Origin of the sequence: Jiella endophytica (assembly GCF_004519335.1) — a bacterium.
GTDB lineage: Bacteria > Pseudomonadota > Alphaproteobacteria > Rhizobiales > Rhizobiaceae > Jiella > Jiella endophytica.
Map to the genome: position 1 here is coordinate 409,939 of NZ_SOZD01000004.1, position 20,613 is coordinate 430,551.

General features: G+C 65.9%; 16 protein-coding genes. 6 read left to right on the forward strand and 10 right to left on the reverse strand.

Going from position 1 to position 20,613, the window contains the following annotated elements; translation table 11 throughout:
• The first annotated feature begins 259 nt into the window (after positions 1 to 259).
• Both E3C22_RS14970 and E3C22_RS14975 read left to right on the forward strand, forming a co-directional pair.
• Positions 260 to 1,600, forward strand: a complete 1,341-nt coding sequence (locus E3C22_RS14970; protein ID WP_167591783.1) for a sensor domain-containing diguanylate cyclase — start codon at positions 260 to 262, stop codon at positions 1,598 to 1,600.
• 683 nt (positions 1,601 to 2,283) lie between these two features.
• Positions 2,284 to 3,576, forward strand: a complete 1,293-nt coding sequence (locus E3C22_RS14975) for a capsular biosynthesis protein (RefSeq protein WP_134762837.1) — start codon at positions 2,284 to 2,286, stop codon at positions 3,574 to 3,576.
• Positions 3,577 to 3,841: 265 nt separating this feature from the next.
• Here the strand turns inward: E3C22_RS14975 and E3C22_RS14980 are convergent, their stop codons facing one another.
• The gene (locus tag E3C22_RS14980; protein ID WP_134762838.1) at positions 3,842 to 4,846 is read right to left on the reverse strand and encodes an adenosine kinase; all 1,005 of its coding nucleotides are present in this window, start codon (positions 4,844 to 4,846) and stop codon (positions 3,842 to 3,844) included.
• Between the two features lie 130 nt (positions 4,847 to 4,976).
• Entirely contained in the window at positions 4,977 to 6,968 is a 1,992-nt protein-coding gene (locus E3C22_RS14985) for a putative bifunctional diguanylate cyclase/phosphodiesterase (RefSeq protein ID WP_134762839.1), read from the reverse strand.
• Between the two features lie 217 nt (positions 6,969 to 7,185).
• On the opposite strand from E3C22_RS14985, the gene E3C22_RS14990 reads away from it, so the two are divergent.
• On the forward strand, positions 7,186 to 8,259 hold the full coding sequence (locus E3C22_RS14990; RefSeq protein WP_245515006.1) for a class I SAM-dependent methyltransferase: 1,074 nt from the start codon (positions 7,186 to 7,188) through the stop codon (positions 8,257 to 8,259).
• A 163-nt stretch (positions 8,260 to 8,422) separates the two neighbouring features.
• Here the strand turns inward: E3C22_RS14990 and E3C22_RS14995 are convergent, their stop codons facing one another.
• The 7 genes from E3C22_RS14995 to E3C22_RS15025 form a co-directional block, all read right to left on the reverse strand.
• Entirely contained in the window at positions 8,423 to 10,159 is a 1,737-nt protein-coding gene (locus tag E3C22_RS14995; protein WP_245515007.1) for a chloride channel protein, read from the reverse strand.
• 213 nt (positions 10,160 to 10,372) lie between these two features.
• Complete coding sequence (locus E3C22_RS15000) at positions 10,373 to 10,873, reverse strand: cupin domain-containing protein (protein ID WP_134762842.1); 501 nt, start codon at positions 10,871 to 10,873, stop codon at positions 10,373 to 10,375.
• A gap of 35 nt (positions 10,874 to 10,908) precedes the next feature.
• Complete coding sequence (locus E3C22_RS15005; protein WP_245515008.1) at positions 10,909 to 12,387, reverse strand: Ppx/GppA family phosphatase; 1,479 nt, start codon at positions 12,385 to 12,387, stop codon at positions 10,909 to 10,911.
• Positions 12,388 to 12,415: 28 nt separating this feature from the next.
• Positions 12,416 to 14,614 carry an RNA degradosome polyphosphate kinase gene (locus E3C22_RS15010; protein WP_134763032.1) on the reverse strand — a complete coding sequence of 733 codons (2,199 nt, stop codon included), beginning with the start codon at positions 14,612 to 14,614 and terminating at the stop codon, positions 12,416 to 12,418.
• 604 nt (positions 14,615 to 15,218) lie between these two features.
• Positions 15,219 to 15,887, reverse strand: a complete 669-nt coding sequence (locus tag E3C22_RS15015; protein ID WP_134762844.1) for an HdaA/DnaA family protein — start codon at positions 15,885 to 15,887, stop codon at positions 15,219 to 15,221.
• A gap of 7 nt (positions 15,888 to 15,894) precedes the next feature.
• Complete coding sequence (locus E3C22_RS15020) at positions 15,895 to 17,061, reverse strand: AI-2E family transporter (RefSeq protein ID WP_134762845.1); 1,167 nt, start codon at positions 17,059 to 17,061, stop codon at positions 15,895 to 15,897.
• Positions 17,058 to 17,624, reverse strand: coding sequence for a CDP-alcohol phosphatidyltransferase family protein (locus tag E3C22_RS15025; RefSeq protein WP_134762846.1), 567 nt, complete (start codon positions 17,622 to 17,624; stop codon positions 17,058 to 17,060). The genes E3C22_RS15020 and E3C22_RS15025 overlap by 4 nt, the downstream gene beginning before the upstream one ends.
• Before the next feature lie 194 nt (positions 17,625 to 17,818).
• Between E3C22_RS15025 and purM the strand changes: the two genes are divergently transcribed.
• The 3 genes from purM (at position 17,819) to E3C22_RS15040 (ending at position 20,074) form a co-directional block, all read left to right on the forward strand.
• Entirely contained in the window at positions 17,819 to 18,889 is a 1,071-nt protein-coding gene (gene purM, locus E3C22_RS15030; RefSeq protein ID WP_134762847.1) for a phosphoribosylformylglycinamidine cyclo-ligase, read from the forward strand.
• Positions 18,886 to 19,599, forward strand: coding sequence for a phosphoribosylglycinamide formyltransferase (gene purN / locus E3C22_RS15035; RefSeq protein ID WP_134762848.1), 714 nt, complete (start codon positions 18,886 to 18,888; stop codon positions 19,597 to 19,599). The genes purM and purN overlap by 4 nt, the downstream gene beginning before the upstream one ends.
• 85 nt (positions 19,600 to 19,684) lie before the next feature.
• Positions 19,685 to 20,074, forward strand: a complete 390-nt coding sequence (locus E3C22_RS15040; protein ID WP_167591784.1) for an I78 family peptidase inhibitor — start codon at positions 19,685 to 19,687, stop codon at positions 20,072 to 20,074.
• Between the two features lie 49 nt (positions 20,075 to 20,123).
• Here the strand turns inward: E3C22_RS15040 and E3C22_RS15045 are convergent, their stop codons facing one another.
• Complete coding sequence (locus E3C22_RS15045; protein ID WP_425364986.1) at positions 20,124 to 20,603, reverse strand: arsenate-mycothiol transferase ArsC; 480 nt, start codon at positions 20,601 to 20,603, stop codon at positions 20,124 to 20,126.
• Positions 20,604 to 20,613 lie beyond the last annotated feature (10 nt).

The following is a 20,613-nucleotide window of genomic DNA, read 5'->3' on the forward strand; positions in this document are numbered from 1 at the left end:
AATATCAGGTCGCAAGACCAGATTTTGATGACATCTGCCAGTTGACTGTCAATTCCAGCTGATCCTCGCTTTCTCCGGCCGCTTTCCGCGTCGACGGACAGATATATCGTTGCCGCGCCATTCTGTAATACCTGGAATTGCAGTCAATCCTTCCCGGCCATTCAGAACTCTTTCATCCGTCCGGCGCACGATGCGCCGAGACATACAATTTCGACGTTCTATAAATCGCTCATATGATCCATGCCGAAAGTGCGATTGCATGATGACCGCGACGACACTGGTGGAGGGGGCCGGTCCGCAATCGGACGATCTGCTCGACGCGATTTCGCGTTCGAACCTGGTCGTGGATTTTTCCATCGACGGCCAGGTTCGTTCGGCCAACCAGAATTTCCTGCAGCTGATGCACTATCGGCCCGAAGAGGTGATCGGCCGGCACCATTGCATGTTCGTCCGCGCCGACGATCGCGAGACGCCCCACTACCGCGCCTTCTGGGAGCTTCTGAAGGCCGGTGAGTTCGTCCAGCGGGAAATGCGCATGGTCGCCAATGGCGGCCGCGAGATCTGGCTGCAGTCGAGCTATAATCCGATTCTCGGCAGACAGGGCGAGATCCGCAGCATCCTGATGCTGGCGACGGACATCACCGCCGAAAAACAGCGCGCGGCCAATCACGAGAGCACGCTCAACGCCATCTCGCGATCGACGGCGATGATCGAATTCGCCATGAACGGCACGATTCTTGCGGCCAACGCCAAGCTGGCGGCGATCATGGGCTACGAGGTGCAGGAAATCCTCGGACGCAATCACCGGGAATTCGTGCCGCCCGAGGTCGCCGAGAGCGAAGCCTACCGGATCTTCTGGAACCGGCTGCGGGCGGGCGAATATGTCGAGGACGAATTTCCGCGGATTGCCCGCTGCGGCAAGACGATCTGGCTGCAGGCGAGCTACAACCCCATCCTCGACGCATCGGGGCGCCCGACCGCGGTCATGAAGATCGCCACCGACATCACCGACCGCTGGCAGCGCAACGCCGAATCCGAACGTCTTGCGCTCCTCGATCCCTTGACCGGCGTTTCCAACCGCCGCGGCTTCGATCTCGCGCTCACGACGATGACGAACGACTATGCCGCGCGGATGGAGCCGATCTCGCTCCTCATCCTCGACATCGACCACTTCAAGGCCTTCAACGACACCTTTGGTCACCAGATCGGCGATCTGTGCCTGCGGGTGATCGCCAAGGCCATCGAACTCGCCCTGCAGCCCCGGCCGGACAGTCTCGTCTGCCGCTATGGCGGGGAGGAATTCGCGGTGCTCCTGCCTGCCGCGGACCAGGCGCAGGCTGCCGCCGTCGCCGAGGATATCCGCGGCGAAATCGCCGCGCTGAAGATCTCCCATCCCGGCAATACCGGCTGGGAGAGAGTGACCACCAGCATCGGCAGCGCCACTATCGAGCCGGACCCGGCGAGGCCGTCGCAATACGGGACGGAGCTCGTCGCGGCGGCCGACAAGGCGCTCTACGCGGCCAAGCGCCGTGGCCGCAATCGCGTCGTCGATGCGGTCATCGCACGGCCGGAGAGCCCTTCTCTCGCCTTTGATATCTGACCGCCGGCAAAGACGTTACAGATAATATTATTAGTATTATCGCTGTAATTTCGTGGCGGACCCGCCGTCCTTTACCACGGCGCAGCGCCCGGAACACTCGCTCCGCGCGGCGTCCGATCTTCAAGCTGCAAGAGCTTCTCCCCAGATGCATGCAACGGAAGGTTCCGTGTCGCGCTACCAGGCTGCGATCGGCGCAAATGCCGTCATCCGCTGACTTCAGGGCAATCTCCCGCGGTCTTCGCGTCCACCTGCCCGACTCTCGCTGAGGGCGACTCCAAACGTTCCTGCACGCATGACATGCGCTTCACGGAATGCTTTGCTGCATCGCAAAACGTTACCGTTGCATAAGCTGAAAATCATGTTAGAAAATATCGAGTCTGACTTAACTGCAGGCCCGTCGGCAGCCTTCCGCCAATCGGGCGCCCACCCCAAAATCGCCGCAAATGAAGGCTTGTACGGGGTAAGGCGTTTCGGGGAGAGACTGCAGCCGATCAGCACGGAGATCGCAGGTGACGCAACGTATGTGGCGATCTCGCACCAGTGCCAAGAAATCAGCAGCAGAGTTTCACGATCGTTTACATCGGGGGATGGGCCGCGTATCCACTGCGGCTGTTGCGATGATCAAACCGGTTGCAGACGATTGGCAGCCGGCACTGGCAGGGGGCTAGGGGGCGTTGCAGAGAATGGCGACGAAACGCATCCTGTTCATCGGTGCGCCGTTCGGACAGTTCTTTCGGGAACTGGCTGAATCGCTCGAGAACCAGGGTGCCGAAGTCTATCGGATCGTCCTCGAGGGCGGGGACTGGGCGGAAACGCCCGCTCGCAATCGGATCATGCTCAAGCGCTCGATGAGCTGGGCGCGCTTCCTGCGGGAAGTCATCCGCAGCCGCGGCATCCAGACCGTCGTCACCTATAACGATACCCTGCCGCGCAACCGCATTGCTCTCGCCATCGCCAAGCGGCTGGGTCTCACCCGGCTGGTGCTCGAGAACGGCTATCTGCGCCCGCATCACGTGACGCTCGCGCAGAACGGCGTGAACGGCAACAGCGAACTCAGCTGCGACCCGGCGGTGATCAGCGAAGCGCCGAAGCCCCAGTCCGAGTGCCGCGAATTCCCGGTCTACATGCGCCCGCATGTGGTCAACACCATGCGGCACTTCTTCTGGAGCATGCTGCTCAAGCCGATCCTGCCCTATAATTCCCGCTACTACGGCGATTCCGTCGAGCGGCAGGGCATCGGCTATTTCGGCGAATATTCCTGGCGCCTGTGGCACGACGAAAGCGCCGCACTGGCGGCCGTCGACGCCCACAAGCAGAAGCCCGGCTCGCGCATCTATCTCGTCCTGATGCAGAAGCCCGGCGACGGACAGATCCGCTATCACTCACCCTTCGGAACCAACCGGCGGTTTCTCGAGGAGGTCCTGACCTCCTTCGCCAGACACGCCCCCGACGACGCCTTCCTGGTCGTCAAGCAGCACCCGCTCGACTACGGCATCGAGCGCCTGCAGAAGACCTTCGAGGCGCTGGCCGAGAAGCTCGACCTCAAGGGCCGCGCCGTCTACATGCGCAAGGCGGGCATTGCCGGCCTGATGGAGCGCACCGACTGCATGGTGACCATCAATTCCACCGGTGGCCTGCAGGGCGTAATGAGCGGCGTTCCGGTGAAGTGCCTCGGCAAGGCCGTCTACGACGTCGCCGGCCTGACCTTCCAGGGTGGGCTCGAGGAATTCTGGTCGAGCGCCGAGAAGCCGGATCCCGCGATGATCCGCGCCTATCGCAACTTCCTCCTGATGACCTGCCAGCTGAACGGCGGCTTTCACACGCGCGAGGCCCGGGCCATCCTGATCCCGGCCATGTCCCAGCGCATTCTCGAACTGACGACGCCGAGCCTCGTCGAAAAGCGTGCCCCCGTCGGCATGCAGGTCGAAGACAACGCCGAGATCTTCGCCCATGAGGGGCTGGTCCCGGCCGAATAGGCCGCCTGCCCCCAGGCAAAACCGCTATTCAGGCCAGATATCCGGCCATCGGCACGATCACAGTGCCGCGGCACTCGCCGCGTCGCCGGTCCGTCCAACATCGCTGCCGATCGCCGCAAACGGGTGCTGCGCGAAGTGGGCGAAAAGGTCGGGCCGGGCCAATGCTCCGGTATCCGCCGATTCGACCGACCCGCTCCCATCACGCCAAACAAAAGGCCCCGCACCTTTCGATGCAGGGCCTTGGCATTCTTCGCTCCTTTGCCGGTCAGGCGGCGGAGACGAGCGCCTTCACCTTCGGCAGATCGGCGAGCGGCGTCTGCGGCCGCGGGCCAATCTGCTGGATGATGTGGCTCGCCGCCAGATTGCCGAGACGGGCGGAGGTCTCGCGGTCGAGGCCGGCGGTGTAGCCGCGCAGGAAGCCGGCAGCAAAGAGATCGCCGGCACCGGTGGTGTCGACCAGCTTGTCGACTGTCTCGGTCGGCACGTCGATGCGCTTGTCGCCCTCCAGGACCACGCAGCCCTTTTCCGAGCGGGTCACCACGGCGATCTGCGAGGCGTCCCTGGCGAGCCCGGCGCAGGCCTCGTCGAAATTCTCGGTCTCGTAGAGCGCCAGCGCCTCGGCCTCGTTGGCAAAGACGATGCCGACGGTGCCGGAGCGCAAAAGATCGAGGAATTCGGCGCGGTAGCGGTGGACGCAGAAGGAATCCGACAGCGTCATGGCGACCGAGCGGCCGTTTGCCTTGGCGATCTTGGCGGCCTTGACGATGGCCTCCTTGGCCCGCGGCGGATCCCACAGATAGCCTTCGAAATAGGTGACCTTGGCGCTCGCCACGATCGCCTCGTCGATGTCCTCCGGCCCGAGTTCGACGCAGGCGCCGAGATAGGTGCTCATCGAGCGCTCGCCGTCGGGCGTCACCACGACCATGCAGCGCGCCGTCGGCGGATGGCCCTCGAGCGGCCTCGTCTCGTACTTGACGCCGAGCGAGCGGATGTCGTGGGTGAAGATGCCGCCCAGCTGATCGTTCGCGACCTTGCCGATATAGGCGCCGGTGCCGCCGAGGCTGACGAAGCCGGCGACCGTGTTGCCGGCGCTGCCGCCGGAGGTCTCGACGCCCGGCCCCATCGCGGCATAGAGCTGCTCGGCGCGCTCGGCGTCGATGAGCGTCATGCCGCCCTTCTGGATCGTTTCGCGTTCGAGAAAGCCGTCATCCTCGCGTGAAATGACGTCGACGATGGCATTGCCGATGGTGAGAACGTCGTATTCTGCCATGATCCTGTCCGTTGCGTTGCAGATGGACGGATCGGTATCGTCTGTTGCCGCGCCTGGCTAGGGTTTTGGCCGAGAAAGGCAGCGAGAGCGGCCAGCGAAACCGGCCGTTCCGCCGTCCGGCGGCCGTCGCTCAGCGCGCCCGTGCCGCCTTTGCGGGCGCTTTGACTGCGCTCAGCATGTCGGACGCGCAGGGCCGGCCGAGGTGATAGCCTTGGGCCAAGCGGACGCCGAACTTCTTCAGGAACGCCAGCTGCGCCGCGGTCTCGACGCCTTCCAGAACCACCGTCAGGCCGCGATTGTTCACCAGCGTCAGAATGTCCTGCAGGAAGCGTGCGCCGTCCTCGGTCTCGCAGGCTTGCAAGAAGCGCTGATCGATCTTCACCAGGGTGAAGTCGACGGCCTGCAGCCAGGAGAGGCCGGCATAGCCGGTTCCGAAATCGTCCAGCCAGACCTCGACGCCGGCGCGGCGCAGCGCCACCACCGCTTGGATGACGGTCGAATCCGAGGCGATGTCGAAGCCTTCGGTGATCTCCAGGGCGAGCGTCGAGGGCTCCAGCCCGAATTCGGCGAGGACGCCGGCGACGAACAGCGGGAAACTCGCCTCGCGCAGCTGGAACGCCGAAACGTTGACCGACACCTTCGGCGCCAGGCCCCTGGCGAGGATTTCCGAACACGCCCGGCGCACCGCCCATCGCCCGAGCTGGACGATGGCGCCGGTGCGCTCGGCGACGGGGATGAAGGCCGATGGCGCGATCGTCATGCCGTCGATGTCGCGCAGCCGCATCAGCGCCTCGACCGCATGGACCTCGTTGGTACTGACATCGATGATCGGCTGGTAGACCAGCGAGAGAAGGTCGCGCTCGACCGCCTGGGCGACGATGATCGCCAGGTTGCGATCCTCGTTGTCGGTCTGCGGCGCCTTCGGATCGAAGAGATGGGTGCCGTTGCGCCCGTTCGCCTTGGCCGAATAGAGCGCGTTGTCGGCCTCGCTGCACATGCGTTCCAGGTCGGAGCTCTCGTCCGGCCGGGTGATGCTCGCCCCGATGCTGACGGTGACCACCGAGGTGCCGTCCCGGCGACGCGAATGGGGCAGCGCCAGCGCTTCGACGGCGCGGCGGACCGACTCGGCGAACTGGTAGAGCGCGTCGCGATCGGCGACATGGGCAAAAGCGATGAACTCCTCGCCGCCATAACGGCCGAGGACGCCGCCCGCCGCGGCCGCGGCACCCTGCAACGCTCGCCCGACATCGACGAGGCAATAGTCGCCCGACTGGTGGCCGTAATAGTCGTTGAACGCCTTGAAGTGGTCGACGTCGATGAGGATGACACCGATCGGCCGGCCATCGCGCAGCCAGAGCTCGCGGAACACGTCGTATTCCTGGACCACCGCCCGGCGGTTCTTCAGCCCGGTCAGGTGATCGGTGTTGGCGATGCGGGCGAGCTGCTCCCCCTTCTCGCGCACATCCATCTCGTTCAGCTGCGCCCGCGTCGCATTGAGGAAGGTCACGTAGCGCTCGGCCGCCAGCTGCCAGGAGAGATAGAGGGCAAGGCCGAGGAAGAAGACGAAGAACGTCACCAGGATGATCTTGAAGCCGAGATCGACATCCGCGCCGATCGCCGCGCAGGCGAACAGCACCGTGATGCTGGTCGAACTGAGGGCGCCGACCCAGAAGCGAATCCGGAAGAACAGGCTCGAACTGACGACGAACACAGTGCCGAAGATGATGAACTCGGCAAAGCTCATCTGGGCGCCGGTGCGTGCGGCGACGAGCAGCCAGCCGAGCGCCGCGACCGCAAGCCCGAAGGCGCAGGTGGCATTGATCGAGGCCATGCTGCGGCCGCGGGACACCTGCCATTCGACGATGCCGAGGAACAAGACGCCGATGGCAAAACGCACCGCCACCGACATCCAGCCGACATCGGGAAACAGCCAGAGATCGAAGCTGCCGAACAGCACGAAGCAGGCGACGGCCGCCCTCACCCCGACCCGGGTCGACGCCCTGTCGACCTGGTCCGTGCTCGCCTCGAACATCCGGTAGAGATCGGGATCGGCCGGCCGCCAGCGCTCACCGGAGAGGGCGCGCTCGACGCGATCGCGGAGTTCGTCCTCAGCCTCAGCCATCTGCTCGCCTCCGACATACGACGGGGTAAGCGCCGCAAGTCAGCTCCTGCTGCAGCACGACTGCGCCCACGACGACGTTCAATACGGTCGCCAGACTATCAAGAGAACCTTACCGGCCATTGAACGACCTGGCAGCGCGACAGCGGCCGGCGCAAACGTTAACCACTGTTAATATTAATGCTTCCTTAATTTGCCCGTTTAAGCTTTAATCGAGAAAGTGCCATTGCCACGGAGAAATGCGATGTCCACAGTCAAGCCTTCGATCAGCATCGATGAGCAAAGCCTTATCACCAGTGAGCTTTTCCGCGGCAAATCCGTAGTCCAGACGGATGACAATACAGATGGAGAAATTCTCGAATACAGTGGAAAACTGTCGATCATTCTCGAACTGGCGAAGCAAGGCTTCGAAAATGCGCGACCGGCAGCGGAAATTGTAGCGCGGCTTGCCGGCGATTTGCATCAAATGCGGGCAACCTCCTCTACGGCAGTCTGGGAGAAGCTCGTCGCCATCGCCCAGGATCACCCGGTTGCCGAGTTCCTCGCGGAGGATCCGCTGTCGAACTGGTCGTTCACCAAACCACGCGGCTATTCCGGCGATGCCAGCCTTCTCGACCTCTACTACCAGCATCCGAGCATGGCGTCGGAAGTCGCCGAAGCGACCCCGCGCGGCCGCGAGATCTACGACTATACGGTGAACGTGCCGGCCTGCGCGGCGGGCCGCGAGCGTTGCCAGATTCTCGCCCGCACCGTCGACGAAGCGGCGGAGCGCGCCGGCGGCGACGTGGAAATCTTCGCGGTGGCCGCCGGCCATCTGCGCGAGGCCGAGATCTGCAAGAGCCTTCCGGCCGGCAAGATCAAACGCTGGGTGGCGCTCGACCAGGATCCGGTCAGCGTCGGCGTGATGACCCGCGACATCGGCGGCGCCGTCGTCCAGCCGATGACAGGTTCGGTGATGGGGCTGCTGAAGCGCTCCTACGGCCACCTCGGCGATTTCGATCTCGTCTACGCCTCGGGCCTGTACGACTATCTGCAGCGGAAAGTGGCGATCAAGCTGATGCAGCGGATGGTGGAGTTCGTTCGCCCCGGCGGCATGCTGCTCTTTGCCAATTTCAGCGACGAGATCACCTCCGACGGCTACATGGAAACCTTCATGGACTGGCCGCTGATCCTGCGCTCGGCCGACGACATGTGGGACATCATCAATGCCAGCGTCGACCGCAACGCCTTCGACTGCGACGTCTGGTACGGAACCAACCGCAACATCGTCTACGGCACGCTCCGCCGCAAATAGGCCAACGAGGAGAGACGCGTCAGCGCTCACCTTCGCTCAAGCGGCGACGTCCAAACGACATCGGCCCGGAATCACCAGCGATTCCGGGCCGATGTCTTGATCGGATATGCTGGAGCGTCCGTCTCGCGTTGCTCGGAACGTGCAGCGCTCGGGGGCCGACGCCTCAGCCGTAGTGGTTGCGCACCAGGGCGTTGGCGATTTCCTCGCGGCCGATGATGCCGGCGATGTCCTCCGGCCGCGGCAGGCCGCGGGTGTTGCGCACGACGATCGCATAGGTGCGGTTGCGCCGGTTCATTCGGGTGACCACCGTATTCAGGTTGTTCCCGATTGAAGCGATGATGAATTCCGACGAGGCGATGTCGCCGAGGGTCTGCCTTGCGAAGCGGTCGGCCTGATAGGGGATCGTGCCGAACCGGACATAGCCGGTGATGCGCGTTCCGTCGGTCGTGATGACGCGGGTCTTGTGGACCTCGACCTGCTTCAGCGCCTCGGTCACCGTCATCGAGCCCGGCAGCACCACGAAATCGCGATACATCACCTCGCTCGCCTGGCGCACCAGGAACATGTTGGTGGTGCGGTCGGTCGGGATCGGCTTGCCGCGGTTGCGCAGCTTGATCGTATAGATGTCGGCGGTCGTCAGCGCCCGTCTGACGCCGATCGCCAGCGCCACGGAGAGCACCAGCGGCAGGATGATCTCGTAGTCGCGGGTCATCTCGAAGATCATCACGATGGCGGTCATCGCGGCCGAGGTGGCGCCGCCGACCATCGCGCCCATGCCGATGATGGCGAAGGTCTCCGGCGAGATGCCGGCGCCGGGAAGCACCGCCTCGCCGATGACGCCGACCGCGCCGCCGAGCGTCGCGCCCATGAAGAGGCTCGGCGAGAAGATGCCGCCGGAGGCGCCCGAGCCGAGACTGAGGCAGGTGGCGACGAGCTTGCCGGCAAACAGCAGGAGCAGCAGCCAGGCCGTCGTCATGCCGCCGTTGAGCACGTCCTGGATCGTCGAATAGCCGACGCTGTAGACGTGGTAATGGCCGGTGGCGAGCATGAATCCGTAGCCGAGAAGGCCGACGGAGACCATGCCGATGACGTTCTGGAGATAGGGGTTGATGCCGGAATCGTCGAAGAGATCCTCCGACCAGGCGAGCACCTTGACGAAGGCATAGGCGGCCAGCCCCATCAGGACGCCGAGGGCGGCGGCGAGAAGAAGCTCGGCGCCATTGACGAGATGACCCTGGACGAGACCGTCGAAGGGGACGACGAAGGCGGATTCGACGCCCATCACGGCGCGATAGACATAGGTGGAGGTCGCCGTCGCCACGACGACCGGCAGGAAGGTGCGGGTCGAGACCTCCGGCAGAAGCACTTCCGAGGCGAACAGCACGCCGCCAAGCGGGGTGTTGAATGTCGCGGCGATGCCGGCGCCGGCACCCGCCGAAAGCAGCGTGATCTTCTGGTGCTGAACGAGATTCAGCGCCCGGGCGAAGGTCGAGCCGAAGGACGAGCCGATCTGGATGATCGGCCCTTCGCGGCCGACCGAAGCGCCGGTGCCGATCGAGATCGCCGAGGCGAGCGACTTCACCGCGGCGACGATGCCGCGGACATTGCCGTTCTGGTGATAGATCGCGAACATCACCTCGGGCACGCCGTGCCCCTTGGCCTCCGGCGCAAAGCTCCTGACCAGCCAGACGACGATCAGCCCGCCGATCACCGGAACGAGGATGATTCCCGCGCCCCAGGGGCTCGCGGGCCCATAGGCGTTCGGATCGAGATGCAGGGAAAAGATGCCGTAGAAGGCGAGATTATAGATGAAGGCGATCAGATATTTGAAGAAGATCGCGCCGATGCCGGCGACGATGCCGACGATCAGCGACAGCACCAGCATGATCTTCAGCGTCACTTCCCGTTCCGGCGGCGCCTCCGTCTCCGATGCGGCGGTCGCAGCGGAAGATGCAGGCGGATTGACGACGGACATGGGTACGGGCTGACTTTGGCTGGCAGGTTGGCGGGAGGTCCTCTCTATTTCATCCTTCGCCGGCCAGCGGAAGGGCAGTGCGGCAAAAAAGCACGCCGATGGACATATTTTTCGCCGGATTCGGTGGGCCGGCGCAGCTCACGCGCCCCAGACCGCGAGCGCGCCGGGCAACTGGCCGCTGACGGGATCCGTCCGTGGCAGGCAGAGTGCGGCGATCCGTTCGGCCGCAGCCGCGACCGGAAGGCTGCCGGCGCGGGTGATCGCGCCGTTCTGGCCGGGCGGATAGGCGCCAACCACCTGGAATCCGGAGCTGCCGGCGAGCCGCCTGTGGCCGACGCCGGCGGGAATGACCACCACGTCGCCGGGCGTCATCGCGACTTTCCCGCCGCCGTCACCGCCGAAGCCGATCGTCGCCTCGCCCGAAACGCAGCCGAGCACCTCGTGGCCTTCGACGTGATAATGCCAATAGTCGAAGACGGTGTAGAGCCAGGTGCCCTGCCAGCCGTTCTCCTCGAAACGAATCTGCACGGCCTCGGGCGTCGCCTCGCCGGCCGGGACGGCGCCGGGCAGGACGATCAGCGGCAAAGGACTGTTGGGCATCGTCTCGTCGGGTTCGAAGACGAAATTTTCCAGCGCCATCTCCTCTCCGGAATTGCGCAAGAGCCCGACCAGGCTCAGCGCGCTTCCATGCGCAGGGTCTTGTCGACGATCCTGGCAAATTGCTGGAGCCGTCCCTCCGGGCGCTCGCCGATGAGATCGGCGAGATGCGCCGGCATTGCCAGGGTGAAGCCGCCGCGCGGGTCCTGCGCCCATTTGAACTGGTCGAGGATGCCCGGCATCGACGCGGTGAGAAGGTAGGTGACGCGGAACAGCGAGGCGAGGATCTGCGCCCGCTTCAGCAGCCTCTCGTCGACCAGGCGCTCGAGCTCGGGAATGTGCTGCTGTTCGAGGCTGCCTTCGTGCCGGTAGAAATTGGTGAGGCCGAGAAAGGCGCGGCCGCGGTGGTCGACCGCCGGCATCGCCGCATGGGCGATGATCGACAGCGCCTGTTTGCCGCGATAGTCGGGATGGGCGCGCCAGCCGATGTCGGCGAGGAGGCAGGCGGCGACACGCAGGCGCTCCTCCTCCGGCGTCTCGTCGATGCCGAGCGCCTCGAAGCTGCGGCGCGACCAGTCGATCAGCTCACGGGCATGGTCCGGCGAGCGCGAGCGCAGCATCGCCAGTTCCCAGGAGCTTTCGAGCAGCGGGTCCTTGGCCTGCTCGTCCTGCGGCAGCTGGTCATAGAGGAAACCCTCGCGGACGCCGAGGGCCGACATGACGATCTTCTGCGGCTTGACGAAGCGCAGGACGCTTCTCAGCGCCACGGCGCCATAGGCGAGAAGCGCCCGCCGCGACTTCGAGACCGCGGCGATGCCGGGGAGCTTTTCCGGATCCGACTTGATCACCGCATCGAGGAAGCCGTCGAGCCCGGCCGCCGGAAGCTCATAGGCATGCATCACATGCAGCGGATAGTTCTGCTGTTCCATGTGCAGCTTGGCGAGGTTGCGCCAGGTACCGCCGACGGCGAAGAACGCCCGGCCCTCACCCTTGCCGGCCAGCGCCGAGGCCGAAACGTGGCTGTCGGCGATGCTCTGCGCCTTGTTAAGGTCGCCGCCGGAAAGATCGCGCAGGCGCAGCCCGCCGAGCGGGGTGGTGATGCCCTCGCCGAGCCCGTCAGGGGTCACGTCGATGAGTTCGAGGCTGCCGCCGCCGAGATCGCCGACGATGCCGTCCGGCCGGTAGAAACCGGCAAGGACGCCGTTTGCCGCGCCGCGCGCCTCGTCGGCGCCGGAAAGGATGATGATCTGTCGCCCGAGCACCGCCTCGGCGGCGGCGATGAACTCGGCGCCGTTCTGCGCCTCGCGGGCGGCGGCGGTGGCGATCGGATAGAGCTGCTCGACGCCTGCCTGGCTTGCGATCAGCGCGAAGCGGCGGAGCGCCGCAAGGGCGCTCTCGACCGCCTGGCCGTCGAGCCGGTTGGTCTGGGCGAGCCCCTTGCCGAGCCCGCTCAGGACCTTTTCGTTGAACAGCACCGTCAGCGAGCGCGCCAGGCCCTCGTAGATGACCAGGCGGACCGAGTTCGATCCGATGTCGATGACGCCGACGGGCCGCATGCCCGGCAGGCGGCCGAGGGCGGGTGTGTCAGTCGAAGCGGCCGTGTTCGGCCTTTTGTCTTGCGATGAGTCTTGGAGCATCCGTCTTCAGCGCTTTACCGCGACCCGACAAGCTCGGGTTGGTCATGAAGTAGCGTTGGGCGTTGAACGGCTGTTCGCCCGGCGAGGGCACGATACGACGCGACGAGCCGTCCGCAGCTACCGACCAGCTCTGCTGGTTGTCAAGAATGTTGCCCAGCATGATCTGGGACAGAATCTGGCTGTGAACAGTGGGGTTGGTGACCGGCACCAGCACCTCGACGCGCCGATCGAGATTGCGCGGCATCATGTCGGCCGAGCCAAGATAGACGATCGCCTGGTCCGAGGGCAGGCCATGGCCGTTGCCGTAGCAGAAGATGCGGCTGTGCTCGAGGAAGCGGCCGACGATCGACTTCACGCGAATGTTGTCGGACAGGCCCGACACCCGCGGCTTCAGGCAGCAGATGCCGCGCACCACCAGGTCGATCTCGACGCCGGCCTGGCTCGCCCGGTAGAGCGCGTCGATCACCGCGCCGTCGACCAGCGAGTTCATCTTCATCCAGATCTGCCCTGGCCGTCCGGCCCTGACATGGGCGATCTCGTCCTCGATATGGCCGATGATCTTCGAGCGCATCGTCACCGGCGAGACGGCGAGCTTCTTCACCTCGGAGGGCTCGGCATAGCCGGTGATGTAGTTGAAGACGAGGCCGACGTCATGGGCGATGTCGGGGTCGGCAGTGAAGTAGGAGAGGTCGGTATAAATCTTCGCGGTGATCGGGTGATAGTTGCCGGTGCCGATGTGGCAGAAGCTGACAAAACGGCCTTCCTCGCGCCGGATCACCAGCGACAGCTTGGCGTGGGTCTTCTTCTCGATGAAGCCGAACACCACCTGCACGCCGGCCCGCTCCATGTCGCGGGCCCAGCGGATGTTCGCCTCCTCGTCGAAGCGCGCCTTCAGTTCGATCAGCGCCGTCACCGACTTGCCGGCCTCGGCCGCGTCGATCAGCGCGCGGACGATCGGCGAGTCGTTCGAGGTGCGATAGAGCGTCTGCTTGATGGCGATGACGTTGGGATCCATCGCCGCCTGGCGGACGAACTGGACCACCACGTCGAAGGATTCGTAGGGGTGGTGGACGACGATGTCCTTCTCGCGGATCGCCGCGAAGCAGTCGCCGTTATGCTCGCGAATCCGCTCGGGAAAGCGCGGGATGTAGGGCTGAAACTTCAGATCGTCGCGATCGAGCTTGCAGAGCTGCGACATGGAATCGAGCGCCAGCATGCCGTCCATTACCGAGATCCGCGCTTCCGGCACTTCGAGCTCGGCGGCGACGAAGTTGCGCAGGCCTTCCGGCATCACCGAATCGAACTCGATGCGGATCACCGAGCCGCGACGCCGGCGCTTCAGCGCGCTTTCGAACAGCCGCACCAGGTCCTCGGCCTCTTCCTCCACCTCGATGTCGGAGTCGCGAATGATCCGGAAGGTGCCCGAGCCCTTCACGCGGTAGCCGGGGAAGAGCTTGCCGATGAACAGCGCGACGACGCTTTCGAGCGGCACGAACCGCGCCGCGCCGTCGGCCGTCAGCGGCATCTCGATGAAGCGCTGCAGCGCCACCGGCAGGCGCAGAAGGGCGTTCATGCCGTTGGAATCGCGTTCCCTGACGAGGGAGAGGGCGATCGAGAAGCCGAGATTGGGAATGAACGGAAACGGATGAGCCGGATCGATCGACAGCGGCGTCAGGATCGGGAAGATCCGCTCCTCGAAGACCCTCTGCAGCCAGGCCCGGTCCTCGCCCTTCAATTCGCCGGCGCCGACGATCATGATCTTTTCGGCCCGCAGCGCCTTCATCAGGTCGGCGAGGGAGGCCTGCTGCTCGCTCTGCAGCTGGCTGACCTCCGCAAGGATCCGGTCGAGCTGCTCCTGCGGTGTCATGCCGTCGATCGAGCGGACAGGCAGCTTCTCGCGCACCTGGCCGGCAAGGCCCGCAACGCGGACCATGAAGAACTCGTCGAGATTGTCGGCCGAGATCGACAGGAAACGGACCCGCTCGAGCAGCGGATGGTTCTCGTTCTGGGATTCCTCAAGCACCCGGCGATTGAACTGCAGCCAGGAGAGTTCCCGGTTGATGTAGCGATCGGCCGGCAGTTCCACCGCCTCGGCGGTGATCCGGGCCGGCTGCGGCTCCGGCTCGGGAACGTCGGCAAGGATCATCGCGGCTTCCGACACCAGCGCCTCGGCGGCATCGGCCGTCTCGCTGGCGGAGGCCGCCCGGGCAGCCGTCGCGGCAGCGGCGCGCCGGCGCGGCGCCTGGCGCGGCTTGGCGGTTTCGCCGGGGGCCTTGCGCGGCGCGGCCCGGCCGGCGGCGGGAGCGGCGCGCGGGCGCCGGGGAGCGCGCGGCCGGCTCGTCTCGCCTCCGGCGGAGTTCGCTCCGGTCTCGCCTGCCGGCGTCTCGGTGCCGTCCCTGTCGCTCATCGTGCCATCCCCTTGCTTGTCACTTTACCCAGACCGCCGCGCGTCTGATGCGACGCGCCGGGACGCTCTCACTCATTCAATCACCGCATCGCGCCTCGCGAAAACCGGCCCCGAATTTCGGGCCGATGCCGTGATGGATCGGATTTGACAATCGGGTCCCGGTCGAGGTCAAGCACTGGAACCTATGCCAAATTGAAAAATCCCCTAAAAACATAGACTTGACCAGCGGCCTTGCGATTTCGACATCGGCTCGGCGATTGCCACCGAACAGGTCTCGATGTCGGAAGCGGACCACTAGCCATTGCTAACGACGCTTTCATGACATGACATGACCAGGCCCGGCTCAGGCTGAATGCCATCCCTCCTCGCCGAGAACCCGGCGAAGCAGCGGGCGCGTCACCTTCTTCTTCTCCGCCAGCGCTTCCCGGTCGACCGCGGCGACGATCCTGCGGGCGTCGTCGAGGGAGCGTTCCATCCGCTCGACCAGATAGCGCAGGGCCCCCGGCTCCACCTCGATCTGCCGGTCGGCGAAGAGCTTGGCGAGGACGCCGGTCAGAAGCGCGTCGTCCGGCGCACCGAGCGCGGCGATGGTGGCGGCGGCGAGCCGCGAGCGCAGGTCCGGCATGGCGATGTCGAGCGCCGCGGGGGGAACACGGCTGGTCAGGAGCAGCGAGCCGCCGCCGAGCCGGGCCGCATTGACGAGGGCGAACAGCGCCGCCTCGTCCACCCCGGCGCGGTCGACGTCGTCGACGACGACGCGGAAATCGTCTGCCCGCAGGATCGCACCGAGATCGTGACCACCGGCGACGACGGCCCCCGCCTCGCCGGCCCAGACCTCGGCAAGATGGCTCTTGCCGGAGCCGGCAGGCCCGGTGACGAGGAGCACCGGATGCGGCCAGTCCGGAAAGGCGTCGACCGCCTCGACGGCAAGGCGGTTCGCCGCCGAGACGACGAGATCGTCGCGCGCATGGGACGGGCGGTGCGGAAGGTCGAGCGGCAGCTGCCTTGCCATCGCCGCCTCAGACCGCCGGATCGGCGCCGGCCTTGGGGCGCGGCGGCAGCGCCGGCGGAACGACGTCGTTCTCGATCATCTCGGTTTCCTGGCGCGTCGGCTCGCGGCCGAAATACATCTCGCTCTGGAGATATTGCGAGAGGGCAAAGCGCACCAGCACGCCGACGGCCGCCGCCGAGGGCACCGCGATCAGGAGCCCGACGAAGCCGAACATCGCGCCGAAGGCGAGGAGCGCGAACATCAGCCAGACCGGATGCAGCCCGACGGAGGCGCCGACGAGCTTCGGCTGCAGGATGTTGCCCTCGAGGAACTGGCCGACGAAGAAGATCGCGCCCACCGCGACGATCCACGGCCAGTCCGGCCAGAACTGCACCAGAGCGACGCCCACCGACAGCACCAGCCCGCTGATCGAGCCGATATAGGGGATGAAGGAGACGAGGCCGGCGAACAGCCCGATCAGCAGGCCGAAATTCAGCCCCACCGCCGACAGGGCGACGCCGTAGAAGGTGCCGAGGATGAGGCAGAGGCTGCCCTGCCCGCGCAGGAAGCCGGCGACGGAGCGGTCGATGTCGCGGGCAAGCCGCCTGATGGTCGTCACGTGCTGGCGCGGCACGCAGTCGTCGATCCGCGCGACCATGCGGTCCCAGTCGAGCAGCATGTAGAAGGCGACGACGGGGGTGACGACGAAGAGCGAGACGAAATTGACCACCGCCAGCGAGGAGGACCACAGCGAGGCGACGAAGGCGGTGATGATGCCGGCGCCTTCGCTGACCAGCTTGCCGAGGTCCTGCTTCAGATTGGCCTCGCCCTGGGGCAGCAGCCAGCCGATCGAGCTCGACCGGATGTCGCTCATGATCGCCTGCACCCTGTCGACATAGTCTGGGATGCGGCCGGCGATGCCGGCGGTCTGCTCGACGATGACCGGTACCAGCAGCACGATGACGCCGATGAAGATCATCAGAAACAGGACGAGGATCAGGATCGTCGCCCACAGCCGCGAGACGCCGTTCCGCTCGAGCCAGTCGGCGACCGGGTCAAGGAAATAGGCGATCATCATGCCGAGGACGAAGGGCAGGAGGATGCCGGAGAACAACCACAAAAGCAGCACCGCCACGGATGCGGTGATGCTCCAGAACAGAACCTGCCGCCTGATCAGCGCACTGCGGTCGGTCATGGGCCCTCGTCGTCCTTCGGTTCGGCTCCGTGGGGCGACGCCATATGCCGTAGCCAGTCGATGAGATAGGCGGCGGCCGAGGCGACGGTCAAGATCGCCGTAAGGACGACGAGAAGATCGATGACGGGGCCAAGGCTCAGACCGAAGGCCGATTCGCCGAGGACGCTCGCCGCGAGCACGATCTGCGCCGCCGTCGTCGCCTTCGAGACGAAGAGCGGCTGCACCGTCATCGGCAGCCCCATCACATAGGCGAGGAGAAAGGCGGCGACGATCAGGACGTCGCGGCTGACCACGGCGATCACCAGCCAGTCCGGCAGCCGGCCGAGCAGGCCGAGACCGATGAACACGGTGGACAGAAGCGCCTTGTCGGCGATCGGATCGAGATAGAGGCCAAGGGTCGACTGCTGGTCGAAATGGCGGGCGATGGCGCCGTCGACGGCATCCGAGATCCCGGCGACGACGAAGGTGGCGAAGGCGAGCGGCCAGTTGCCGCCGATCAGCGCCCAGATCATCAGCGGAACGGCGAGCAGCCTGGCGATGGAGATCAGGTTGGGGATCGTCATGAAGGCCTCCGGACCACCCACTGACGCCGGTTCGCGGGCCCATGACCAAGTGGTGTCGAAGGGCCGGCATTGAAAGCCGCGGACATCGGTTTCGCGGCCATGCGGACGTCGCTTCGAAGACACACACCCATGCCGCGGGTCTTGCTCGCGGCCCCCGATCATGTCAACTCCGGCAGAAACGGGGCAAAGGGCCGATGGCAGACCAACGCGATTCATTGACCTACCGCGATGCCGGGGTCGACATCGATGCCGGCAACGAGATGGTCCGGCGGATCAAGCCGCATGTGCGCTCGACGACGCGCAAGGGCGCCGACGGCGAGATCGGCGGTTTCGGCGGGCTGTTCGACCTCAAGGCCGCGGGCTTTGCCGATCCGATCCTCGTCGCCGCCAATGACGGCGTCGGCACCAAGGTCAAGATCGCCATCGAGACCGGCCGCCACGCGACGATCGGCATCGATCTCGTCGCGATGTGCGTCAACGATCTCGTGGTGCAGGGCGCCGAGCCGCTGCTCTTCCTCGATTACTACGCCACCGGCCATCTCGACCCGGAGGAAGGCGCCGCGATCGTCGAGGGGATCGCCGCCGGCTGCCGCATGGCCGGCTGCGCGCTGCTCGGCGGCGAGACCGCCGAAATGCCGGGGCTCTACGCGAAGGGCGACTACGACCTCGCAGGCTTCGCCGTCGGAGCTGCCGAGCGCGGAACGTTGCTGCCGCAGACGGAAAGGCTCGTTGCCGGCGACGTGATCCTCGGCCTCGCCTCGTCGGGGGTGCATTCCAACGGCTATTCGCTGGTGCGCCGGATCGTCGAGCGCAGCGGCCTTTCCTACGACGCGCCGGCGCCCTTCGAGGCCGGCCGCAGCCTCGGCGACGCGCTGCTCGAGCCGACGCGGATCTATGTGAAGCCGCTGATCGAGGCGATCCGCGGCGGCGCCGGCATCAAGGCGCTCGCCCACATCACCGGCGGCGGCTTTACGGAAAACATTCCGCGCGTCCTGCCCGATCACCTCGCGGCCGAGATCGACCTCTTCGCGGTCCCCGTCCCGCCGGTGTTTTCATGGCTGGCGAAGATCGGCGGCGTCCCCGCGCCCGAGATGCTGCGCACCTTCAACTGCGGCATCGGCATGATCGTCGTGACCTCCGCGGCAGACGCGGCAAATGCTTCGGCGATGCTGGCCGAGGCAGGCGAAACCGTGGTGCCGCTCGGCCGGCTCTCTCCGCGTGAGGGCGCCGGCGTAACATTCAACGGCGAGCTGGCGCTCTCATGACGGCGGCGCAGCGCAAGCGCATCGCGGTGCTGATTTCAGGTCGCGGCACCAACATGAAAGCGATCATCGCCGCCTGCATGGATCCGGCCTTTCCCGGCGAGGTGAGCGCGGTGATCGCCAACCGGCCGGACGCTGCGGGCCTCGAGACGGCGCGGCGCTACGACATCGCCGCCCATGCCGTCGACCAGAAGGCCTATCAGAGCCGCGAGGAGCACGAGCGGGCGGTGCTCGACGTCCTCGAGGCTGTCAATCCGGACGTCATCTGCCTCGCCGGCTACATGCGGCTCCTGACGACGGACTTCGTGCGTCGTTTCGACGGCCGGATGATCAACATCCACCCGTCGCTGCTGCCACTGTTTCCCGGCCTCGACACCCATGCCCGGGCGCTCGCCGCCGGCATGCGCGTTCATGGCTGCACGGTGCACTACGTCACGGAGCGCATGGATGAGGGGCCGATCATCGCTCAGGCGGCGATCGCCATCGAGCCCGAGGACAATGCCGACAGCCTCGCCGACCGGCTGCTGAGGGCCGAACACCGGCTCTATCCGCATGCGCTGCGGATGGTGCTGACCGGCGAGGTGCGGATGGTCAACGGCCAGGCGGCCTTCCGCCGCCGCCCGCCCGCCCTGCAGGAGGACGACGCCGAGGGCCTGAGCGATGCGCCGCGGCCGCCGCAGATACTGCTGTCGCCGGACGCGCGACGAAACTGACTCACCCGATACGCCCCTTGAGAAGCGCTGCCAAGCGACCGCAGACACCGAACGACCAGACGCGACGACAGGAGACAGGCACACGATGCCCCAGAGACTTGCCACCGCCGCCATCATCACGCTGAGCCTTGCAGCGGGTGCCTGTTCCAGCACCAGCCAGCGGCCGACGCCGCTGCCCGCCTCGACCCTGCCGGCCGCCAGCGCGCCGGCGGCACAGCCGGGGCCGGTCGCCGGAGGCTTCGGCCAGTCGGGGACTGTCGCTGCCGGCGGCGGCATTTGCAACGCTTCGGCCGCAAGCATCGTCGTCGGGCAACTCGGCACCAGCGTCGCCTCGGAGCAGGCCAAGGAAGCGACCGGCGCCGCCAGCGTGCGCATCCTCTATCCGAACCAGCCGGTGACCCAGGAATATGTCGGCGACCGGCTCAACCTCATTACCGACGAAGAGAACCGCATCACCACCGTGCGCTGCGGCTGAGGCCTGACGCCGGAGCCCAGCGAGAGGCGCGCTCGAAGTCGTTTGAGCCCTACCTGCCGAAGCGGCCGCTGATTCGCGTCTCGATCCGCTTCAGCACGTCGCGATAGGCGTCGAGGATCTGCTCGCGCGAGCCGGTGACGACGGAGGGGTCGGGCATCGGCCAGAACTCCACCTCGACGGATGATGTCCCCGCCGCGTCGAGGGCGACGTGGTGGGCCTCGGGCGCCATGGTGACGATGAGGTCGAAATAGCCGTCTTCAAGGTCCTCGTAGCGCTGCGGCTGGCGCTCGCCGAGGGTAAGCCCGCGCTCGGCGAGAACCGCATCGACGAAGGGATCGCGCCGTCCCTGCCTGACGCCCGCAGAGGCGATATAGACCGTCGCCGGCAGCATCGTGCGGGCAAGCGCCTCGGCCATGGGCGAGCGGATGGCATTCATGCCGCAGAGAAACAGGACGGAAGAGATCTTGTCGCCGGCAGCGCCCTGCCCGGCTGCACCGGCCGCAGCTTCGCTCCCCTGCCCGCCGCTCACCGGATGGCCC

Bases quoted from the DNA above. Each gene is read 5' to 3' on its own strand.
- E3C22_RS14970 (WP_167591783.1), top strand. From the start codon at position 260: ATGATGACCGCGACGACACTGGTGGAGGGGGCCGGTCCGCAATCGGAC.
- E3C22_RS14975 (WP_134762837.1), top strand. From the start codon at position 2,284: ATGGCGACGAAACGCATCCTGTTCATCGGTGCGCCGTTCGGACAGTTC.
- E3C22_RS14980 (WP_134762838.1), bottom strand. From the start codon at position 4,846: ATGGCAGAATACGACGTTCTCACCATCGGCAATGCCATCGTCGACGTC.
- E3C22_RS14985 (WP_134762839.1), bottom strand. From the start codon at position 6,968: ATGGCTGAGGCTGAGGACGAACTCCGCGATCGCGTCGAGCGCGCCCTC.
- E3C22_RS15000 (WP_134762842.1), bottom strand. From the start codon at position 10,873: ATGGCGCTGGAAAATTTCGTCTTCGAACCCGACGAGACGATGCCCAAC.
- E3C22_RS15005 (WP_245515008.1), bottom strand. From the start codon at position 12,387: ATGCGGCCCGTCGGCGTCATCGACATCGGATCGAACTCGGTCCGCCTG.
- E3C22_RS15010 (WP_134763032.1), bottom strand. From the start codon at position 14,614: ATGATCCTTGCCGACGTTCCCGAGCCGGAGCCGCAGCCGGCCCGGATC.
- E3C22_RS15015 (WP_134762844.1), bottom strand. From the start codon at position 15,887: ATGGCAAGGCAGCTGCCGCTCGACCTTCCGCACCGCCCGTCCCATGCG.
- E3C22_RS15020 (WP_134762845.1), bottom strand. From the start codon at position 17,061: ATGACCGACCGCAGTGCGCTGATCAGGCGGCAGGTTCTGTTCTGGAGC.
- E3C22_RS15025 (WP_134762846.1), bottom strand. From the start codon at position 17,624: ATGACGATCCCCAACCTGATCTCCATCGCCAGGCTGCTCGCCGTTCCG.
- purM (WP_134762847.1), top strand. From the start codon at position 17,819: ATGGCAGACCAACGCGATTCATTGACCTACCGCGATGCCGGGGTCGAC.
- purN (WP_134762848.1), top strand. From the start codon at position 18,886: ATGACGGCGGCGCAGCGCAAGCGCATCGCGGTGCTGATTTCAGGTCGC.
- E3C22_RS15040 (WP_167591784.1), top strand. From the start codon at position 19,685: ATGCCCCAGAGACTTGCCACCGCCGCCATCATCACGCTGAGCCTTGCA.